Below are 18,344 nucleotides of genomic sequence, written 5' to 3'. Positions count from 1 at the left end.
TTCGCCCCGTTCACTGTTTCAGCGATCCTCTTCCAGAATCCCCACGCCCCATGCGCCAAGTTCCAGCTTTTGCCCCGCGCCATATTTGCGCTGGCTCAGCAACTCGGCGGATGCGGCCGGGATAGCATAGGTTGTCGGGGTGGGCGAATAGTTCAACACATAACGCACCTTGTGGCCATTGCTCAGCACGCCCTGACGCAGGATCAGCGGGAACTGCACCTGCTCAGCCCCGACCCCAGCCTGCGCCACCTCATCCTTGAGCAGCGCGGCAATGGTTTCATCGCCCGGCATAAAGCCGACATAGGTCACCTGCCCTTTGCCCCATGCATTGCGCGTGATCGCGGCATAGGAGGGCCATGAGGGATGTTTGTAACGGGCCACAACCTTGGCTGTGGTTGGTTCGACAAATTCCATCCACCAACGCACCTTGTTGGCCGCCTCGCCCACATGGAACGGGTCGCCATCGAGGGAAACGCCGACGGGTGCAGCAAATTGCTGATAGCGGATGCCGGCGGCCTGCGCGATGCGGCCCGGCTGATCGGCATAGCGGACCTTGACGTTCTCGTCGGAAAAACCGCTCTTGAACGTATAGAGCAGATGCCCGCCCGCCTTGGCGTAATCGTTGAGCCTATCGATCTCGGCATCGCTGGCGGCATAAAGCGCGGGAACCACGACGAATTTGTAATTAGACAGCGGCGTGGTGGAATCAGGCGTGATGAAGTCCACCTCGACATTCATGCGATAGAGCGCATCGTAATAGCCGCGCAGCACGTCATTATAGCCGATGGCGCGGCCCTCGCCCTGCGGCTTGAAACTGTCAAAGCCGGTCAGGGCACGGTTGCTGACATAGATCGCCACCTTGTTCGTCTTGGTCATGTTGACCAGTTTCGGCCCGAGCCGCGCCAGATCCGCGCCGATCGTGGCGGCCTCGCGATAGGTCGCGTTGGGCTTGAAATCCTGGGACAGCAGCCCGCGCCAATAGGTTTCCACCGCATTGGCCGTGGTGCCCCAATGCCAATATTCCACCACATTGGCGCCCGAGGCCAGATGGCTGAAAGCCTGCAAACGCAATTGCCCCGGATAGGGCGTCCATTCGGGGAACCCTTGCGCGGTGGTTTCCAGCACGAGGTAGTTCTGCCCATTCTTGATCGAGCGCGCCAGATCGCCGCCCAGCGCGATTTCCGTGCCGGTCAGCTTGTCCTGTCCGGGGTGATAGATGTCCACGCCCGCCACATCGAGGCTGCGCGCGGCCTGCCAGTGGTTCACATCGGGCTGGAGGCCATAGGAATAGCCGCGCCATTCAAAGTCGAAATTCTGGGTCAGGAACTGGTCCTTGCGGGCATGGGCGCGGACAAGCCCCGCCTGCCAGCCCAGATATTCGGTGACCAGCCCGCGTTGAAACTCGGCAAAGGCGGCACTCAGACTGGCGTTGATCGAGCCGTTGACGGAGGGGAAATCCTCCCAGCGGTTGATGCGGTTGGACCAGTAGTTAAGGCCGTAAGCCTTGTTCAGTGCATCCAGATCGCCGCCGAACTTCTGCTTCATATGCTCGACGAAAGCGGCCTGAACATTGGGACCGCTGGTGCCATAGGCCTTGGTTTCATTGTCGAGCTGATAGCCGATGACCGCCGGATTGTCCTTCACATGGTCGATCAGGGCGACAATCGCTCGCTCGGCGGCCTTGCGGAATTCGGGGCTGGTGATGTCCATATTCTGACGGCGGCCATAGGTGTAGGGCCCCTGCGGCGTGATGGCCAGCACATCGGGATGCTGGCGTGCCAGCCATGTCGGCACGGCATAGGTCGGCGTGCCGATGATAACCTTGATCCCGGCCTTCTGCATCGCGGCCAGCGTGCGGTCTATATGGTGGAAGTCAAACACGCCGGGGGCGGTTTCCATCGTGCCCCATGTCGATTCGGCGATGCGCACCACGCTGATATGCGCCGCCTTCATCAGCGCAACGTCCTCGTCCAGCCGGTCGGTCGGAGCATATTCGTCGTAATAGGCCGCGCCGAACAGCACGCTTTGCGGCAAGGTCGCGCGGTCCTTGGGTTTGGCCGCCGTCTGAGCCCATGCATTTCCCGGCAATATCATTGAAATCGCACCGAAACACAGTGATGCCAGAGCCGATTTCTTGAGCGGCGCCATCTCAGCTTCCCCAGATATTTTGATAAACTAATACAAGCCTAGCGCCCCATCGCCGCCTTGACCAGCGCCGATATGGGATGTTTGCGCCAGATCAAAGAATGGCAAAAATCCGCCATTTCTGAACGGAATGACAGGATTGCCTGTGCCATTTGCGCAACATCGAGAAGTAAATACAAAAGAATCACCTATCAATTGGTAGGACTTTTACCGAGTCGCCTTGACAGCGCTGACAGGCCCCGCCAACTCCGCGCCAGCCGAAGACCGAGCAGCCCAAAGCGCGCTACCCCCAAATCTTTAGCCGGTTTGATAGAGAGGAATTTCATGAAGACGCATCTGCTGGGCGGCGCTGCCGTTGCCCTTGCCCTGTCCGTCGCGACCCCCGCCTTTGCCCAGAGCGCCGACGCTCCGGCACCCGCCGCCAATTCGGGCGACATCGTGGTGACCGCGACCCGCCAGAGCACCCTGCTGTCCAAGACCCCGGTCGCCATGACCGCCGTGACCGGCGACAGCCTGCGCAGCGCCGGCATCACCGATCCGCGCTCGCTGGCCCAGGTTGCCCCCAACCTTGCCATCACCGAAAGCGGCGACGGCGTACGCATCGCCATCCGCGGCGTGACCAGCACCGACGGCACCGAAAAGGGCGACCCCTCGGCCGCCTTCCTGCTCGACGGCATCTATATCGCCCGCCCGCAGGACCAGAAGGGCGCCTTCTTCGACGTGGCGCAGGTTGAAGTGCTGCGCGGCCCCCAGGGCACGCTCTATGGCCGCAACACCACCGCAGGCGTCGTAAATGTTCAGTCGGCCCGCCCCAAGGCCAAGTGGGAAGGTTCGTTCGACGCCAAGGTCGGCAATCTGAACAGCCAGAACTACACCGGCATGATCAACGCGCCGATCGGCAATTCGCTGGGCGTGCGTCTGGCCGCCAACTTTGACCGTCAGGACGGCAACGTTCTGGAAACGGCCACCAACCCGGCCTATCCGCTCAACCCCTATCGCAAGATCTTCTCCACCCGCCTGTCGTTCGGCGGCGATATCGGCCGCCTGAAGTTCGTGGTGCGCGGCGATTATTCGAGCCAGCGCGGTTCGATGACCAACGTTGTGCCGCTCAGCAACTTCTACACCAACACCGGCACCGTGGGCGTGAACCCGACCTTCATCTCGGGCAAGAGCGCGAACGCCTATCGCGGTCTGGGCTATGGTCAGCAGTATTCCAGCTATAAGTGGAACACGACCAAGGGTGTGATGGGTGAGTTCACCTACAACCTGACCGACACGATCGACGTGACCTATCTGGGTTCGTATCGCGAATCCAAGCAGGACTTCACGCAGGACCTGCTGTTCCTTGGCGTGCTGGAAAACCCGGCGACCTTCTGGGGCCGCTATCACCAGAATTCGCAGGAACTGCGTCTGGCCTTCGGCAAGGGCAACAAGCTGCATGGTCAGGCAGGCGGCTATTTCTTCGAGGAAAAGTCGTATCTGAACTATACGCTGGGCAACCCGCTCTCCTCGATGGTCTACAGCGGCGCTTCGGGCTATGCCTTCCCGCAGGGCCCGACCGTGTCGCGCTCGAAGGCTGGCTTTGCCCAAATCACCTATGACGTTCAGCCCGGCCTGCACATCACGGGCGGCGTGCGCTACACCAACGACTTCAAGTCGCGTAACGGCGCCACGGTGCTGTATTTCCCCAATCAGGCCTCGGTCCCCTCGGCGTTCGGTTCGCAGTGCGTGGGCACCACCTGCACGCTCAACCTGAACATCGCCTCGGCCACGTTCGAAAAGGTGACGTGGAAGGTCGGCGTCGACTATGACGTGCCGGGCCTGGGCCTTGCCTATTTCAACGTCTCGACCGGCTATAAGGCGGGCGGCTTCAATGACGGCTGCGTCAGCGGTTCGGGTCTGGGCTGCGCGCTCAGCGCCGGTCAGCTCTACTATCACCCCGAACAGCTCACCGCCTATGAAGGCGGCGTGAAGTTCAAGTTCGCCGACGGTAAGGTGCGTTTCAACGCTTCGGCCTTCCACTATGATTACAGCAACCTCCAGCTTTCGCAGGCTGCCACGCTGACCGACGCCACCACCGGCGCCAAGGTGTTGCAGACGCTGATCCAGAACGCGGGCACGGCCAAGATCGACGGCGTGGAAACCGAAACCATCCTGAAGCCGACTTCGGATGACACGTTCAACATTGCGCTGAACTACACCAACGCCCGCTTCTCGAGCTTCTCGCCCACCAACTCCTCGGGCCAGACGGTGAATTTCAGCGGCAAGCAACTGGATCACGCGCCCAAGTGGACCGCAACCTTTGGCTATACCCGCAACTTTGACCTGGCCAATGGCGGCCATGTTGAAGCCGGAGCGCGCACCCAGCTCTCGTCCGAATATTACATCTCGGACCTGAACATGCTCTATCAGTTCCGTATGCCCAGCTATACCAAGACCGACGTGACGCTGACCTACAAGGCGCCCCACGACCGCTGGTACATTCAGGGCTATGCCAAGAATCTGGAAAACGTGATCACCGTGGCCAATGCCGTGGCCGGCAATACGCCCGCCGTGACGATGGAAGAACCGCGCACCTATGGCGTCCGCGCCGGTGTGAAGTTCTAAGTGAACACAAACGAGCCATGAGGGAGGGCGGGTGCGGTCTTTGGCCGCACCCGCTTTTTTCATGTGTGCCCCTTCGCACTATTGCCTATCTGAACATACGAGGATGACAGTGATGAGCACCCCCAAGGTCTGGACTTCGATCAGCGCGATGGCGCTGGCTCTTGCCGCCCAGCCCGCCGCCGCGCAGGCCCCCAATGCGCAGGATGTGGCCAAGGCCGACGCTCGCGCCGCCGCCACCGTCAAGGCGATGCTTCCGCAAGAAAAGACCATCCTGACCCATGGCATCATGCCGATGGATCTGGGCATCGGCACGACGAAGATCCCCGCCGATGCGGTGCCGGGGGCGGGCTATGTGGCCGGGATTGATCGCCTTGGCGTGCCTGCTCTGAAGGAATCAGATGCTTCGCTGGGCGTGTCCTATGTGATGGGTCTGCGCAAGGATGGGGCCACCGCCCTTCCCTCCGGCGTGCTTCAGGCGGCCACGTGGAACCCGGATGCGCTCTATCGCGGCGGCGCGATGATCGGCGGCGAGGCCCGCGCCAAGGGCTTCAACGTCCTGCTGGCGGGCGGCGTCAATCTGATGCGCGATCCGCGCAATGGCCGCACGTTTGAATATCTGTCCGAAGACCCGCTGCTGTCGGGCATGCTGGTGGGCGCGGCGATCCGCGGCATTCAGTCGAACCATATCATCTCCACGATCAAGCATTTCGCGCTGAACGGTCAGGAGACCGGCCGCAAATATGTCGACATCAAGATCAGCGAGGCGGCGGCCAAGGAATCCGACCTGCTGGCCTTCAAAATCGGCATCGAACAGGGCCAGCCCCTCTCGGTGATGTGCGCCTATAATCGCGTGGGCGGCCAGAACGCCTGCTCGAACGATTTCCTGCTCAACAAGGTGCTCAAGAAGGACTGGGGCTGGAAGGGCTTCGTCATGTCCGACTGGGGCGCGGTGCCGGGCGTTGAGGCCGCGATCAACGGCCTCGACCAGCAATCGGGCGAACAGCTCGACAAGGGCGTGTTCTTCACCGACCAACTGGCCGCCAAGGCCAAGGCCGACCCGAAATGGGCGGCGCGCGTCGATGACATGAACCGCCGCGTGCTGACCGCGATTTATGCGGCGGGCATCGACAAGTTCCCCGCGCAAAAGGGCGGCAAGATCGATTTCGCCGCCAATGCCAAGGTGGCCGAGGACACCGCCAAGCAGGGCATCGTTTTGCTCAAGAATGAAGGCGGGCTGTTGCCCCTGATGAAGACCGCCAAGTCGATTGCCGTGATTGGCGGCTTTGCCGATGGCGGCGTGCTGTCGGGCGGCGGTTCCTCGCAGGTGCAGGGCGAAGGCGGCCCGGCCGTGACGATCCCCATCATGGGCGATGGAGTCTGGGCGGGCCTCATCGGCCAGAACTATCACCGCTCCAGCCCGTTGAAGGCGATCAAGGAGCAGGCCCCGCAGGCCAAGGTGACCTTCCGCGATGGCCGCTACATCACCGATGCGGTGGAAAAGGCCAGGCAGTCGGAAGTGGCGGTGATCTTTGCCACGCAATATACCACCGAAGGTCTGGACGTGCCCGACCTGCATCTGCCGAACGGTCAGGATGAATTGATCGCGGCGGTGGCGGCGGCCAATCCGAACACCGTGGTCGTACTGGAAAATGGCGGGCCGGTGGCGATGCCGTGGCTGGGCAAGGTCAAGGCCGTGGTCGAGGCATGGTATCCGGGCGCGCGCGGCGGCGAGGCTATCGCCAGCGTGCTGTTTGGCGACACCAACCCCGGCGGCCGCCTGCCCATCACCTTCCCGGCCAGCACCGATCAGTTGCCCCGTCCCAAGCTGGACGGCAGCGACTGGGTTGAACCCAACTTTGCCGGCGACCCCACCTCGGGCAGCGATCAGCTTCATGCCGATTATGACATCGAAGGCTCGGACGTCGGCTATCGCTGGTTCGCCCGCAAGGGCCAGAAGGCGCTGTTCCCCTTCGGCTATGGCCTGTCCTATACCACGTTCCAGACCAGCGGCCTTGCGCTCAAGGGCCTGACCGCGAGTTTCACGGTCAGGAACACCGGCGCGCGCGATGGCGATGAAGTGGCCCAGCTTTATCTGGCCACCCGCAATGGCGAAGTGAAGCAGCGCCTCGTCGGCTTTGCCCGCGTTTCGCTGAAAGCCGGGGAATCCAAGCCCGTCACGCTGACCATCGACCCGCGCCTGCTCGCCGACTGGAAGGATGGCCAGTGGGTCACGCCCAAGGGCGCCTATGGCTTTGCGCTGGGCCGGGATGCGGAACATCTGGGCGAGAAGGTGAGCATCACCCTGCCCGCCAAGAGCTGGAAGGAATAAGGTCGATGCGCCGGATCGCCTCGCTGATGGCCACCGCCGCGGTGGCCTTTGCAACCCCTGCCGCCGCGCAGGACGTCATCAACGGGGCGATCCGGGCCGACCAGCCCGGCCCGGTCATTGCGCGCCATATTCAGGGGCAATTTGCCGAACATCTGGGCCGCGATATTTATGATGGCATCTGGGTCGGGCCGGACAGCGCGATCCCGAACACGCGCGGCATCCGCAGCGACGTGGTCGAGGCGCTCAAAGCCATCAAGGTGCCGGTGGTGCGCTGGCCGGGCGGGTGCTTTGCCGATATCTATAACTGGCGCGACGGCATTGGCCCGGCGGCCAAGCGTCCGGTGCGCAAGAACGACTGGTGGGGCGGATTGGAAACCAACGCCTTTGGCACCCACGAGTTCTTCGACTTTGCCGAGCAGATCAACACCGACACCTATGTCGCCATCAACATGGCCACCGCCACGCCCGCCGTCATGCGCGAATGGATGGATTATCTGACATCCAGGGGCGAGGACACGCTGGCACAGGAGCGCCGCGCCAATGGCCATGCCGCGCCCTTCAAGGTCGATTTCGTGGGCATCGGCAACGAGGCATGGGGATGCGGCGGCGCGCAGACTCCGGAATACTTCGCAAATGAATATCGGAAATTTGCAACCTTCTTTCACAAGAACGGCGCAACCTTCCATATGCATAATGACAATTCGGCTCTCCGGGTCGCATCGGGTCCGAACAATGACGACACCAAGTGGATGGAAGTCGTCCTGAAAAATGCAGGCGAGCAAATGGATGCCATCTCGCTGCACTACTACACCGTGTGGCATGGCGACTGGGCGCAACGCGACAGCGCCATGGCCACCGGTTTTCCCGCCTCGCACTGGAACGAGATCCTCTATCAGGCCTCGCGCATGGAAGAGATCCTGCGCGGGCATGAGGCGGTGATGGACAAGGTGGACCCGAAAAAGCGGATCGGCCTGTTCGTCGATGAATGGGGCACATGGTATCGCACCGAACCCGGCACGGAACCGGGCCATCTCTATCAGCAGAACACGTTGCGCGACGCGCTGGTGGCGGGGATCACGCTGAATATCTTCCATGCCCATGCCGACCGGGTGCGGATGGCGAATATTGCCCAGGCGGTGAACGTGCTTCAGGCCATGCTGCTGACCGATGGCGATAAATTGGCCAAAACGCCGACCTATTACACTTTCGCCATGTACACGCCGTTTCAGGACGCGACCTTCATTCCGGTCAATGCGCCAGCCCCCATGCTCAAGGCCGAGAGCGGATCTTTCCCCGCCTTTACCGTCAGCGCGGCCAAGGCCAAGGATGGCAAGACCTATGTGGCGGTGGCCAATGCCGACAAGGACAAGGGCTACAAGCTTGCACTCGACCTTGGCGGGCTGAAAGGCAGCAAGGTTTCGGGACAGGTGCTGACGGCGGCCAAGCTGGACGCGCATAATACGCCGGGTCAGAAGGAAGAGATCGCGCCCGCGCCTTTTAATGGCGGACGGATCGGGGGCGGCAAATTGCTGCTCGATATTCCGGCAAAATCGGTTGTCGTCGTAAAAATCGAAGGCTAATCGCAAGAAACCGTAATGCCCCCAAAGGCCGAAAGAGCCTTGGCCCCGCCCTTCATCCCGGCGGGGCCAGCCATAAACAGGAGAAAGCGATGCCCCGTCTGCCCATGCTCTCGGCCGCCCTTTTGCTGGCCGCCGCGCCTGCGGTTCAGGCCGCCGCCCCGGCAGAACCTCATCCTCGCCTCTTCGTCCTGTCCGACATCGGCAATGAGCCGGACGACCAGATGTCGCTGGTGCGTCTGCTGCTCTATTCGAACGAGATCGACATCGAAGGCCTGGGCGCCACCACATCGGTGTGGCAGCGCGAAAAGGTCAGCCCCGAGATCATGCACAAGGTGATCGACGCCTATGGCAAGGTGGCGGGCAATCTGCGCCTGCACGATCCGGCCTATCCCACCGGCGAGGCGATGGCGCAGCGCGTTTACGCTGGGCGCGCGGGCTATGGCATGGCCGCGGTGGATATGGACCATCCCTCGCCCGCCGCGCTGGCCCTGATCGAGGCGGCGCGGCGGCCCGATCCGCGCCCGCTCTGGGTGGGCCTGTGGGGCGGCGGCAATACGCTGGCTGAAGCGCTGGGCCATGCGCAAAAGACCCTGCCCGCAGGGGAATTCGACGCGCTGATCGCCCGCCTGCGCGTTTACGCCATCAGCGATCAGGACGATGCGGGCGCGCAGCTTCGTCGCACCTATCCCGGCCTGTTCTGGATCGGCACGCCCTCTTCCCCCGACAGCGGTGATTATGCCGCCGCGACATGGACCGGCATTTCGGGCGACAAATATTACCGCAATGGTGCAGGGGCCAATTTCACGCCGGTGTCCAACGAATGGCTGGATCGGAACATCCGCGCCAAAGGCCCGCTGGGCGCCGCCTATCCGCGCCATATGTTCATCATGGAAGGCGACACGCCTTCCTTCCTTGGCCTCATCACCAACGGGCTGAACGCGCAGGACAAGCCGAACTGGGGCGGCTGGGGCGGACGCTATCTGCTGCGCCAGCCAGCGGGCGAGAGCCACAAGATCTGGACGCAGGGGGGCGATGCCTTCATGCGCGTGACCAGCGCCGACACGGTGGGCGACCATACCAGCGATCAGGCCACGATCTGGCGCTGGCGCGAGGCGTTTCAGAATGATTTCGCCGCGCGGATGGACTGGACCATCCAATTCCCCGCCAAGGCCAACCATGCGCCAATGCCTGTCGTCAACGGCAGCGCAGGTCTTGCGCCCATCGCCATCAAGGCCAAAGTGGGCCAGTCCATCACGCTGGACGCCGCCGCCAGCCGCGATCCTGATGGCAACAAGCTGACCTATCGCTGGTTCGCCTATGACGAGGCCGGGTTTGACGGCGCATCGCCCAATCCCGCGCTGGAAATCGCCGATGCCGACACGGCCCGCGCCACGGTGAAAGTCGCCGCGCGCTGCGCCAAGAGTTGGCTGGATTTCCCGCAAATGAAATGCCCGCCGGTGCGCATGGCTCATGTCATCCTTGCCGTCACCGACAATGGTACGCCCGCCCTTACCCGCTATCGCCGCATTCTGATCGAGGTGTCCGACCATGACTGATCTTTCCGTTTCCCGCCGCGCGGCGCTTGGCCTGATCGGGGCCACGGCTGTTGCCCCTGTCGCCGCCCGCGCGGTGGAAACGCCCGCCCTGCCCGGCGCGCTCTGGTTTTCGACGCAAGCCGATGCGCCATGGCAAAAGCAGAGCGTGCCCGCGCTGGCCGAAGTGAGCCGGGCCAGCCTGTTCGGCACCGATGCGACGATCAATCTGGCCAATCCGCGCCAGACGATGGCGGGCTTTGGCGCCTGCTTTAACGAGCTTGGCTGGGTCGCGCTCTCGCATCTCTCGCCCGCCGACCGCCATGCCGCGATGGCCACGCTGTTCGCGCCCGATCAGGCCGCCTTTACCCTGTGCCGCACGCCGGTGGGGGCCAATGACTTTGCGCGCAAATGGTATTCCTATGACGAAACGCCGGGCGACTTTGATCTCAAGAGCTTCTCTACCGCCAATGACCAGCAGACGCTGATCCCCTATATCAAGGCGGCGCAGGGCTTTAACCCCGGCCTGAAACTCTGGGCCAGCCCGTGGAGCCCGCCAAGCTGGATGAAGAAGAACGGGTTTTACGCCATGGCCAAACCATGGCCCGGCACGCCCGAAACCGGCATCCGCGACGATCAGACCGGCAAGGAAGGCGAGGATTCCTTCATCCAGGAAGACCGCTATTTCGACGCCTATGCGCGCTATTTCCGCCGCTATGTCGAGGATTACGCCAAGGCGGGCATCACCATCGGCACGGTGATGCCGCAGAATGAATTCAACTCGGCCCAGCCCTATGCCTCCTGCACATGGACGCCGCAGGGACTGGCGCGTTTCCTGCCCTTCCTTGGCCGCGAGATGGACAAGGTGGGCGCGCGCGTGTTCTTCGGCACGCTGGAGCGCGGCAAGGTCGAGATGCTCGACACCGTGCTGGCCGATCCTAAGGCGGCCTCGGTCATCAAGGGCGTCGGCGTGCAATGGGACGGCAAGCGCGCCCTGCCCCAGATCGCGCGGCAATATCCGCAGATGGAAATCTGGGCCACCGAATGGGAATGCGGCACCTCGGCCAATGACTGGCACTATGCGCGCTATGGCTGGGCCAATCTGCGCCGCTATATCGAATTTGGCGCGAGCGCATGGGATTACTGGAACGCCGCGCTGCCGACCGGGGGCCTCTCGCCCTGGGGCTGGCCGCAGAACAGTCTGATCGTGGTTGATCCGGTCACGAAATCATGGCGCCTGACGCCCGATTACTGGCTGATGCGCCACCTCTCCTCCTATGTGAAGCCGGGCGCGCGGGCGCTTTCGGTCGACAGCTTCCTTGGCTTTGACGACAATATCGCCTTCCGCAATCCCGATGGCAGCGTGGTGCTGATCGCCAATAACGCACTGGGGCAAAAGCAGAAGGTGCGTTATGCGCTGGGCGGCAAGGCGCTGACGCTGGAACTGGCCGCGGACTCGCTCAACACGATCGTCCTGCCCGCCGGCGCCCTGGGGTAAGACGCCATAAGGCCATTGACCATGCGTGCGGGGCGATCCAAACCTGCACGCATGGTCAAGCTGTCATCCTCCGATTCCATCCGGCCCCGGTCGAACTATTTCATCAGCCAGACCCTGCGCCTGCATTATCTGGAATGGGGCGATCCCAATGCCCCGGTGCTGGTGCTGCAACATGGCGGATTTGACCATGCGCGTTCGATGGACTGGCTGGCGCGCGAATTGGCCGGGGAATGGCGGGTGATCGCGCCCGATCTGCGCGGGCATGGCAACAGTGCTTGGTCGCCTGACGCCGATTACACGATGGCCGCGTTCCTGATGGATTTCGCCAATCTGGCCGATGCGCTGGGGCAGGAAAAGCTGACCATCTGCGCCCATTCGCTGGGCGCCATGGTGACCACGCGCTATGCAGGGATCTTCCCGGATCGCGTCGCGCGCTTCGTCAATATCGAGGGGCTGGCCCTGTCGAGCGGGCGCAATTCGCAGCGGATGATCCAGCCCTTTGCCGCGCGGGTCGCCAACTGGATCCGCCTGCATCAGGAAGCGGCCAAACGCCACCACAAGCGCTATGCATCCGAGGAGGACGCCTTTGCCCGGATGCGGGAAAAGAACCCCTATCTCTCCGACGATCAGGTCCGCCATCTGACCCATCATGCGCTGCGCAGCAATGATGACGGCACCTACAGCTGGAAATTCGATCCCCGGCTCAACATCTGGCCGGTGCTGGATTTCCCGGAGGAGGAAGTGATCGCCATGTGGCAGGCCGTGACCTGCCCGATGCTGTTCCTGCACGGCAGCAACACCTTCATGCCCAATCCGGGCAAGGACGGGCGGATCAACCATTTCCGCAATGCCCGCCTGATCGAATATGACAATGCCAGCCACTGGCTCCACCATGACCGTTTCCCCACGGTGCTGGAGGATATTCGCGCCTTTCTGGCGGAAAGTTAAACCTGTCTGGCGGCCATGTCCGGCCCCAGCGCATAGGCGGTGGTGCGGCGAAACTCCTGTCGCAGCCTTGCCTCGTCCCAATGCTCGCGGTCGAACAGCGCCTGTATCGCGATGCCATAGAGCGCATTGCTGATCGCCTGTGCCGCACCTTGCGCCGCATCATCCTCCATGCCGGTTGAGCGCAGATAGGCCGCCACCCGCTCGACCGTCTGATACAGGCCCACCGCATGTTCGGCGGCCAGCACCGGATCGTGCAAAGCCGCGCTCCAGAAATGCAGCCATGCCGCCCAATTTTCGCGCTGGGCCGGGCTGATGGGCAAGAGTTCCTCGATGGCGCGCACCGCCCCATGCGCCCGATCCGACAGCGCCGCATCACGCATCGCCGCCGCCCGCGCATTCACATGGCGATAGGTTTCCAGCACCACCTCATCCTTGTTGCGGAAATGGTGGCTGATGACGGTGGTCGAACAATTCATCCGCCGCGCCAGATTGCGAAAAGTGATTTCCCCCAGCCCCCCTTCGACCAGCAATTGGGCCGCGCAGGCAATCACTTCGGCACGGCGCAGATCGGCGGCGGTGGGAGGTGGAGCAAGGTCGTTCATGGTGCGACAGGACTGCGCGATAAAACAGACGTTGTACAGATAAAACATCTGTTGTATCTAGCACTCAGGTGCAGGATTCTATAGCCTGTCCAAAGAACAGAACATTGGAGGATTGCCATGGCGAGTCAGCCTAAGGTTCCCGATCACGTCCCCGCGCACTGCGTGGGGGCCTTCAACCTGTACAAATCGCCCGAAATGCGCCCCACTCCCTTTGGCGACCCCTTTGCCGCGGTGGCCAAATTGCTCGATGGGCCATCGGTGTTCTATTCGCCCGAAACCACCCGCGACGGGCAAGGCGCATGGATCGTCACCACGGCGGAAGAACAGCGCAATGTGCTTCAGGACGGCGCGAGCTATTCCTCCTTTCGCCGCATCTTCTCCTCGGCCATCGGCGAGGACTGGCCGGTGATCCCCCTCGAACTCGACCCGCCCGAACATGGCAAATATCGCTCGATGCTCAACCCGCTGCTCTCGCCAAAGCGGGTGGCGGCTCTGGAGCCCTTCGTCACGGCCAAGGCGGTCGAACTGATCGAGGGCCTCAAGGCGCGCGGCACATCGGCCGAGGTGATGACCGAATTCGCCTTCCCGCTGGCGGTCAGTGTGTTCCTCGCCTTCCTTGGCATTCCCGATGACCGGCTGATGGAATTTGTCGGCTGGGCCAATGAATTGCTGCATATGGGACCCGCCGAACGCACAGCCGCCGCGCATAAGGTGCTGAATTTCCTTGAAGGCATGATCGCCCAGCGCAAGGAAGAACCAGCCGAGGATTTCATGACCTTTCTGGTGCAGGCGCAGGTCGAAGGCCGCCCCCTGACCGATCAGGAAATCCGCTCGATTGCCGTCCTGCTCTTCATCGGCGGGCTGGATACGGTGGCCACTGCCATCGGCCTCGACCTCTATTTTCTGGCCCGCAACCCCGACCGGCAACAGGAATTGCGCGACAATCCCGCGATCATGCCCAGCGCTGTCGAAGAAATGCTGCGCGCCTTCCCCAGCGTCACCCCGATCCGCACCGCCACGCGCGACATGGATCTGGGCGGATGCCCGATCAAAAAGGGTGATCTCGTCTCCTGCCCCTCGATGGCCTCCAGCCGCGATCCGGCCGAATTTCCCGATCCCAACACGATCGACTTCAACCGCGAGGACAATCGCCACACCGCCTTCTCCTATGGCCCGCACCGCTGCCTCGGCTCGCATCTGGCGCGGCGCGAGATCATCATCGCGCTCAATGAATGGTTCGCCCGCATCCCGCCCTTCCGCATCAAGGAAGGCACGGCCCCCGTCACCTTCGGCGGCTTTGTCTTTGGCGTGGAAAATCTGGTGCTCGACTGGAGTTGATGGCGATGATTATCAAGGTAGACCGCGAGAAATGTGCGGGTCACGCGCGCTGCTGGGCGCTGGCGCCCGAATTGTTCGAACTGGATGACGAAGGCTATGTCCTGCCCGGCGACATCCTTGTGCCGCCGGGGCAGGAAGCGCTGGCAGGCCGCGCCACCCGCGCCTGCCCGGAACGGGCGCTGAGCATCGGAGAGGATTGATGGCGAAGATAAACTATCGCCTTGCCGATGGCACCGATCAGGTGGTCGATGTGCCCTCGGGCTGGAGCCTGATGGAGGGCGCGGTCAAGAATGGCCTACGCGGCATTCTGGCCGATTGCGGCGGGGCTTGCAGTTGCGCCACCTGCCAGGTGGTGATCCCCCATGACTGGATCGCCCACCTGAACCCCGCCAGCGAGGAGGAGGAGGCGATGATGGAATTTGCCGCCGAACCGCAATCCGGCAGCCGCCTCTCGTGCCAGATCCCCGTGACCGAGGCGATGGATGGGATGGTCGTGCAACTGCCCAAGACCCAACTGATATGATACAATCTGCCCGGCGGGGTTGAGGGGATGGAGCCGATGGAACCTCTCTTTAAGTCATACGACTTAATTTATATTGACGTGCAAAATTGACAGGCATAATCTCCCCCCGAAACCGGCGCATCAGACCCCGGTTCGGGAGAAGATCATGCGCGGCCTCCGCCTCCAATCCGCCCTGCTGACCGCATCGCTTCTGACGCCCGCCTGCGCTCTGGCGCAAGCACCCACCTATGGCATCTCGGCGGCGGAATCCTCGGCCCCCGTCTGGCCGCAGTCGGTGCGCGCGGCGAAAACGGCGCCTAATATCCTGCTTATCATGACCGATGACGTCGGCTTTGGCGCCTCAAGCGCCTTTGGCGGCCCGATCCCCACCGTCACTTTCGACGCTCTGGCGCGCGAAGGGCTGCGCTATAACCGCTTTCACACCACCGCCATTTGCTCGCCCACCCGCGCCGCGCTGCTGACCGGGCGCAATCCGCAGGCGGTCGGCATGGGCTATGTCGCCAATTGGGCGACCGGCTATGAAGGCTATAACAGCGTCATTCCCAAAAGCGCCGCCGCCCTGCCCGCCCTGCTGCGCGCAGGGGGCTATTCAACGGCGATGTTCGGCAAATCGCATATCACGCCCGAATGGGAAATGAGCGCCTCAGGCCCCTTCGACCGCTGGCCGACCGGGCTGGGGTTTGACTATTTCTACGGCTTCCTCGGCGCGGATTCCTCGGGGTTCGAACCCTCGCTGGTGGAAAACACCCGCCCCGCCCATCCCGATATGAACCGCCCCGGATACCATCTGGAAAGCGATCTGGCCGATCACGCGATCCGTTGGATTGCCGAGCAAAAGGCCAACACGCCCGACCGCCCTTTCTTCGCCTATTATGCCACCAGCGCGGCCCATGCGCCCAACCATGCGCCCGCCCCATGGCTGGCCAAATTCAAGGGCCGGTTCGACAAGGGTTGGGACGCGCTGCGCGATGAGATCTTCGCCCGCGAAAAGGCGCTGGGCACCATTCCCGCCGATACGCAGGCCCCGCCTCGCCCCGCCACCTTGCCCGCATGGGACAGCCTGAAGCCCGATCAGCAGCGCCTCTATGCCCGCTATATGGAGGCCTATGCCGCATCGCTCGCCTATGCCGACGATCAGGTGGGACGCGTGATCCAGAGCCTGAAGGACAGCGGCACCTATGACAACACGCTGATCATCTATATCCAGGGCGACAATGGCGCCAGCGCCGAGGGCAGTTTCGACGGCAAGCTTTACGAACAATCGCCGCTCTCGGGCGTGAAGGAGGATCTGGCCCGCTCCATCGCGCATATGGGCGATATCGGCGGGCGCAATGCCTATAATCTCTATCCCGGCGGCTGGGGCTGGGCGCTCAATGCGCCGTTTCAGTGGTCAAAGCGCTATGGCTCGCATTTCGGCGGTCTGCGCAACGGGATGGTCGTTTCATGGCCGCATCATATTGCCGATGCGGGCGCGATCCGGTCCCAGTTTCTGCATGTCAGCGACATCATGCCGACCTTGCTGGACGTGGCCGGGATCGCCGCCCCCGATGTGTTCAACGGCGTGCCCCAGCAACCGATCACCGGCATCAGCGCGCGCTATACGCTGGACCAGCCCGCCGCCCCTTCGCGCCGCACCATACAGGTCTTTGCCATGGCGGAAAACCTCAGCCTCTATAAGGACGGCTGGGTTGCTGCGACCAAGCCGATGGTGACGCCATGGGAGCGCACGCCCCCGCCCCGCATCGCGGTCGAAAACCGGCAATGGGAACTCTACAATATCGACAAGGATTTCAGCGAGGCCCATGATCTTGCCGCTGCCGAACCGGCGCGGCTGGAGCGGATGAAGGCGACATTCTGGGCCGAGGCGGCAAAGGCCAAGATCCTGCCGATCCACAGCCCTGATGGAGGGCAGAAAGGCCGCCCCGACCCCAGCGCGGGCCGCACCAGTTTCACCTATACGATGCCGATTACCGATATTGCCGAAAGCGCCGCCCCGCCTACCGTCGGCCACTCCTTCACCATCAGCGCGGACCTGACCACCGGCGATGGCGTCCTTGGGGGCGTGATCGCGGCGCAAGGCGGGCGCTTTGGCGGATACAGCCTCTATCTCGACCATGGCCGCCCGGTGTTCACCTATAATCTGACCCCGGCCAATATGACCCGCATCGCCGCCACCAAGACCATCGGCGCGGGTGCGCATCGGCTGGAAATGCGCTTTACCCTCGACAAGGAGGCCGCGACCAGCGGCGGCAATGTCACGCTGTTCCTCGATGGCGCACCGGTGGGCGGCGGGCGCATCCCCCGCACTTTTGCGCAGGTGATCTCGCATACCGAGGGCTTTGACATAGGACAGGACACGATCTCACCGGTCGATCCGTCCTATAGTGTGGCCAGCAGCCGCTTTACCGGAACCCTGCGCGCGGTGACGGTGAAGATCGGGGGTTAGAGCGCCAGCATATCGGCAAAGAGCAAAGACCCCTGTCCGCCCGCGCTCTGACACAGGGCGGCATGGGCGCTGCGCAAGGCGTCCTCCAGCAGGGCCGGGCCGCCCAATTGCCGATCGACATGATCGTGGCGCAGCAAAGCGTTGAGGAAAAGCATCAGCGCCAACATACTGCGCGAACGGATGAAGGCGGGGGACAGATCGCCCAAAGTCGCCGCGATCAGCTCGACCACCCGCCTTTGCGCCGGGGCCACGCCGCCCGCCCCCACCGCGGAATCGGCATCGGGCGCGCGCCAGTGGCGCATCACATAATGCACCAGAAACCCGGCATAGGGATGGCTGCCATCCTCATCTTTCAGCGCCAGATGCGGCAGGCACAGGATTTGCAGCAAGGTCAGCGAGTCGCCCAGCAGCCCTTCCGCCCCGGCCCGCGCCAGCATCGCCTCGCGCATCGCCTCCATATCGCCCACGCGGCAGACATGGATCGCGGCCATCAGCCCCTCACGCGATCCGAAGTGATATTGCACGGCATTGTTGTTGCGCGATCCGGCCGCTTGCGCAATCTCGCGCAGCGACACGCCCTCGCATCCGCGCTGGGCAAACAGCCGCTCGGCGGTCAGCAGCAGGTGGCGTTTGGCCGCATTGAACAGGGGCGCTGGGTCGGCCATGGTTCCTCTCTTTTCCGATCCCGCCATGCCATAGGGCGCGGCGGGGCGCAAACCGCCTGCCACGTTTTATTATTGACCTCATGTGCAGAAATGTGCCTATGATCCGCCAAAGATCCAAGAGGATGCCAGAC

General features: G+C 62.8%; 13 protein-coding genes. 10 read left to right on the top strand and 3 right to left on the bottom strand.

Going from position 1 to position 18,344, the window contains the following annotated elements; all coding sequences use genetic code 11:
* Positions 1-18 precede the first annotated feature (18 nt).
* The gene (locus FHW92_RS23480) at positions 19-2,094 is read right to left on the bottom strand and encodes a beta-galactosidase (RefSeq protein ID WP_168605738.1); all 2,076 of its coding nucleotides are present in this window, start codon (positions 2,092-2,094) and stop codon (positions 19-21) included.
* A 375-nt stretch (positions 2,095-2,469) separates the two neighbouring features.
* Between FHW92_RS23480 and FHW92_RS23475 the strand changes: the two genes are divergently transcribed.
* The 6 genes from FHW92_RS23475 to FHW92_RS23450 all read left to right on the top strand — a co-directional run bounded on the left by FHW92_RS23475 (position 2,470) and on the right by FHW92_RS23450 (position 12,639).
* On the top strand, positions 2,470-4,752 hold the full coding sequence (locus FHW92_RS23475) for a TonB-dependent receptor (RefSeq protein ID WP_168605720.1): 2,283 nt from the start codon (positions 2,470-2,472) through the stop codon (positions 4,750-4,752).
* A gap of 112 nt (positions 4,753-4,864) precedes the next feature.
* Entirely contained in the window at positions 4,865-7,081 is a 2,217-nt protein-coding gene (locus tag FHW92_RS23470; RefSeq protein ID WP_168605719.1) for a glycoside hydrolase family 3 C-terminal domain-containing protein, read from the top strand.
* Between the two features lie 5 nt (positions 7,082-7,086).
* Positions 7,087-8,661 (top strand): alpha-L-arabinofuranosidase C-terminal domain-containing protein, encoded by a 1,575-nt coding sequence (locus tag FHW92_RS23465; RefSeq protein ID WP_168605718.1) that lies wholly within the window; start codon positions 7,087-7,089, stop codon positions 8,659-8,661.
* Positions 8,662-8,750: 89 nt separating this feature from the next.
* Positions 8,751-10,217, top strand: a complete 1,467-nt coding sequence (locus FHW92_RS23460; protein ID WP_168605717.1) for a nucleoside hydrolase-like domain-containing protein — start codon at positions 8,751-8,753, stop codon at positions 10,215-10,217.
* Complete coding sequence (locus FHW92_RS23455) at positions 10,210-11,691, top strand: glycoside hydrolase family 30 beta sandwich domain-containing protein (protein ID WP_168605716.1); 1,482 nt, start codon at positions 10,210-10,212, stop codon at positions 11,689-11,691. The genes FHW92_RS23460 and FHW92_RS23455 overlap by 8 nt, the downstream gene beginning before the upstream one ends.
* Before the next feature lie 51 nt (positions 11,692-11,742).
* Positions 11,743-12,639, top strand: a complete 897-nt coding sequence (locus FHW92_RS23450) for an alpha/beta hydrolase (protein WP_168605715.1) — start codon at positions 11,743-11,745, stop codon at positions 12,637-12,639.
* Here the strand turns inward: FHW92_RS23450 and FHW92_RS23445 are convergent.
* A complete protein-coding gene (locus tag FHW92_RS23445; protein WP_168605714.1) occupies positions 12,636-13,241 on the bottom strand; it encodes a TetR/AcrR family transcriptional regulator in 606 nt (201 codons plus the stop codon). The genes FHW92_RS23450 and FHW92_RS23445 overlap by 4 nt on opposite strands.
* Before the next feature lie 117 nt (positions 13,242-13,358).
* Here FHW92_RS23445 and FHW92_RS23440 point away from each other — a divergent pair, with 117 nt between their 5' ends.
* From FHW92_RS23440 to FHW92_RS23425, 4 genes are all read left to right on the top strand, one after another.
* Positions 13,359-14,579 carry a cytochrome P450 gene (locus FHW92_RS23440; RefSeq protein ID WP_168605713.1) on the top strand — a complete coding sequence of 407 codons (1,221 nt, stop codon included), beginning with the start codon at positions 13,359-13,361 and terminating at the stop codon, positions 14,577-14,579.
* 5 nt (positions 14,580-14,584) lie between these two features.
* Complete coding sequence (locus FHW92_RS23435; RefSeq protein ID WP_168605712.1) at positions 14,585-14,779, top strand: ferredoxin; 195 nt, start codon at positions 14,585-14,587, stop codon at positions 14,777-14,779.
* Positions 14,779-15,102, top strand: a complete 324-nt coding sequence (locus FHW92_RS23430; protein WP_168605711.1) for a 2Fe-2S iron-sulfur cluster-binding protein — start codon at positions 14,779-14,781, stop codon at positions 15,100-15,102. The genes FHW92_RS23435 and FHW92_RS23430 overlap by 1 nt, the downstream gene beginning before the upstream one ends.
* A gap of 145 nt (positions 15,103-15,247) precedes the next feature.
* On the top strand, positions 15,248-17,548 hold the full coding sequence (locus tag FHW92_RS23425; protein WP_168605710.1) for an arylsulfatase: 2,301 nt from the start codon (positions 15,248-15,250) through the stop codon (positions 17,546-17,548).
* Here the strand turns inward: FHW92_RS23425 and FHW92_RS23420 are convergent.
* On the bottom strand, positions 17,545-18,213 hold the full coding sequence (locus tag FHW92_RS23420) for a helix-turn-helix domain-containing protein (protein WP_210428669.1): 669 nt from the start codon (positions 18,211-18,213) through the stop codon (positions 17,545-17,547). The genes FHW92_RS23425 and FHW92_RS23420 overlap by 4 nt on opposite strands.
* Positions 18,214-18,344 lie beyond the last annotated feature (131 nt).

Origin of the sequence: Novosphingobium sp. SG707 (assembly GCF_012275515.1) — a bacterium.
Lineage (GTDB): Bacteria > Pseudomonadota > Alphaproteobacteria > Sphingomonadales > Sphingomonadaceae > Novosphingobium.
The sequence above is the reverse complement of the archived record's forward strand: the minus strand, read 5'-3'. Positions and strand labels throughout refer to the sequence as shown.

Coding starts and splice junctions, on each gene's coding strand:
- FHW92_RS23440 (WP_168605713.1), top strand. CDS start 13,359: ATGGCGAGTCAGCCTAAGGTTCCCGATCACGTCCCCGCGCACTGCGTG.
- FHW92_RS23480 (WP_168605738.1), bottom strand. CDS start 2,094: ATGATATTGCCGGGAAATGCATGGGCTCAGACGGCGGCCAAACCCAAG.
- FHW92_RS23465 (WP_168605718.1), top strand. CDS start 7,087: ATGCGCCGGATCGCCTCGCTGATGGCCACCGCCGCGGTGGCCTTTGCA.
- FHW92_RS23460 (WP_168605717.1), top strand. CDS start 8,751: ATGCCCCGTCTGCCCATGCTCTCGGCCGCCCTTTTGCTGGCCGCCGCG.
- FHW92_RS23470 (WP_168605719.1), top strand. CDS start 4,865: ATGAGCACCCCCAAGGTCTGGACTTCGATCAGCGCGATGGCGCTGGCT.
- FHW92_RS23445 (WP_168605714.1), bottom strand. CDS start 13,241: ATGAACGACCTTGCTCCACCTCCCACCGCCGCCGATCTGCGCCGTGCC.
- FHW92_RS23450 (WP_168605715.1), top strand. CDS start 11,743: ATGGTCAAGCTGTCATCCTCCGATTCCATCCGGCCCCGGTCGAACTAT.
- FHW92_RS23455 (WP_168605716.1), top strand. CDS start 10,210: ATGACTGATCTTTCCGTTTCCCGCCGCGCGGCGCTTGGCCTGATCGGG.
- FHW92_RS23425 (WP_168605710.1), top strand. CDS start 15,248: ATGCGCGGCCTCCGCCTCCAATCCGCCCTGCTGACCGCATCGCTTCTG.
- FHW92_RS23435 (WP_168605712.1), top strand. CDS start 14,585: ATGATTATCAAGGTAGACCGCGAGAAATGTGCGGGTCACGCGCGCTGC.
- FHW92_RS23430 (WP_168605711.1), top strand. CDS start 14,779: ATGGCGAAGATAAACTATCGCCTTGCCGATGGCACCGATCAGGTGGTC.
- FHW92_RS23420 (WP_210428669.1), bottom strand. CDS start 18,213: ATGGCCGACCCAGCGCCCCTGTTCAATGCGGCCAAACGCCACCTGCTG.
- FHW92_RS23475 (WP_168605720.1), top strand. CDS start 2,470: ATGAAGACGCATCTGCTGGGCGGCGCTGCCGTTGCCCTTGCCCTGTCC.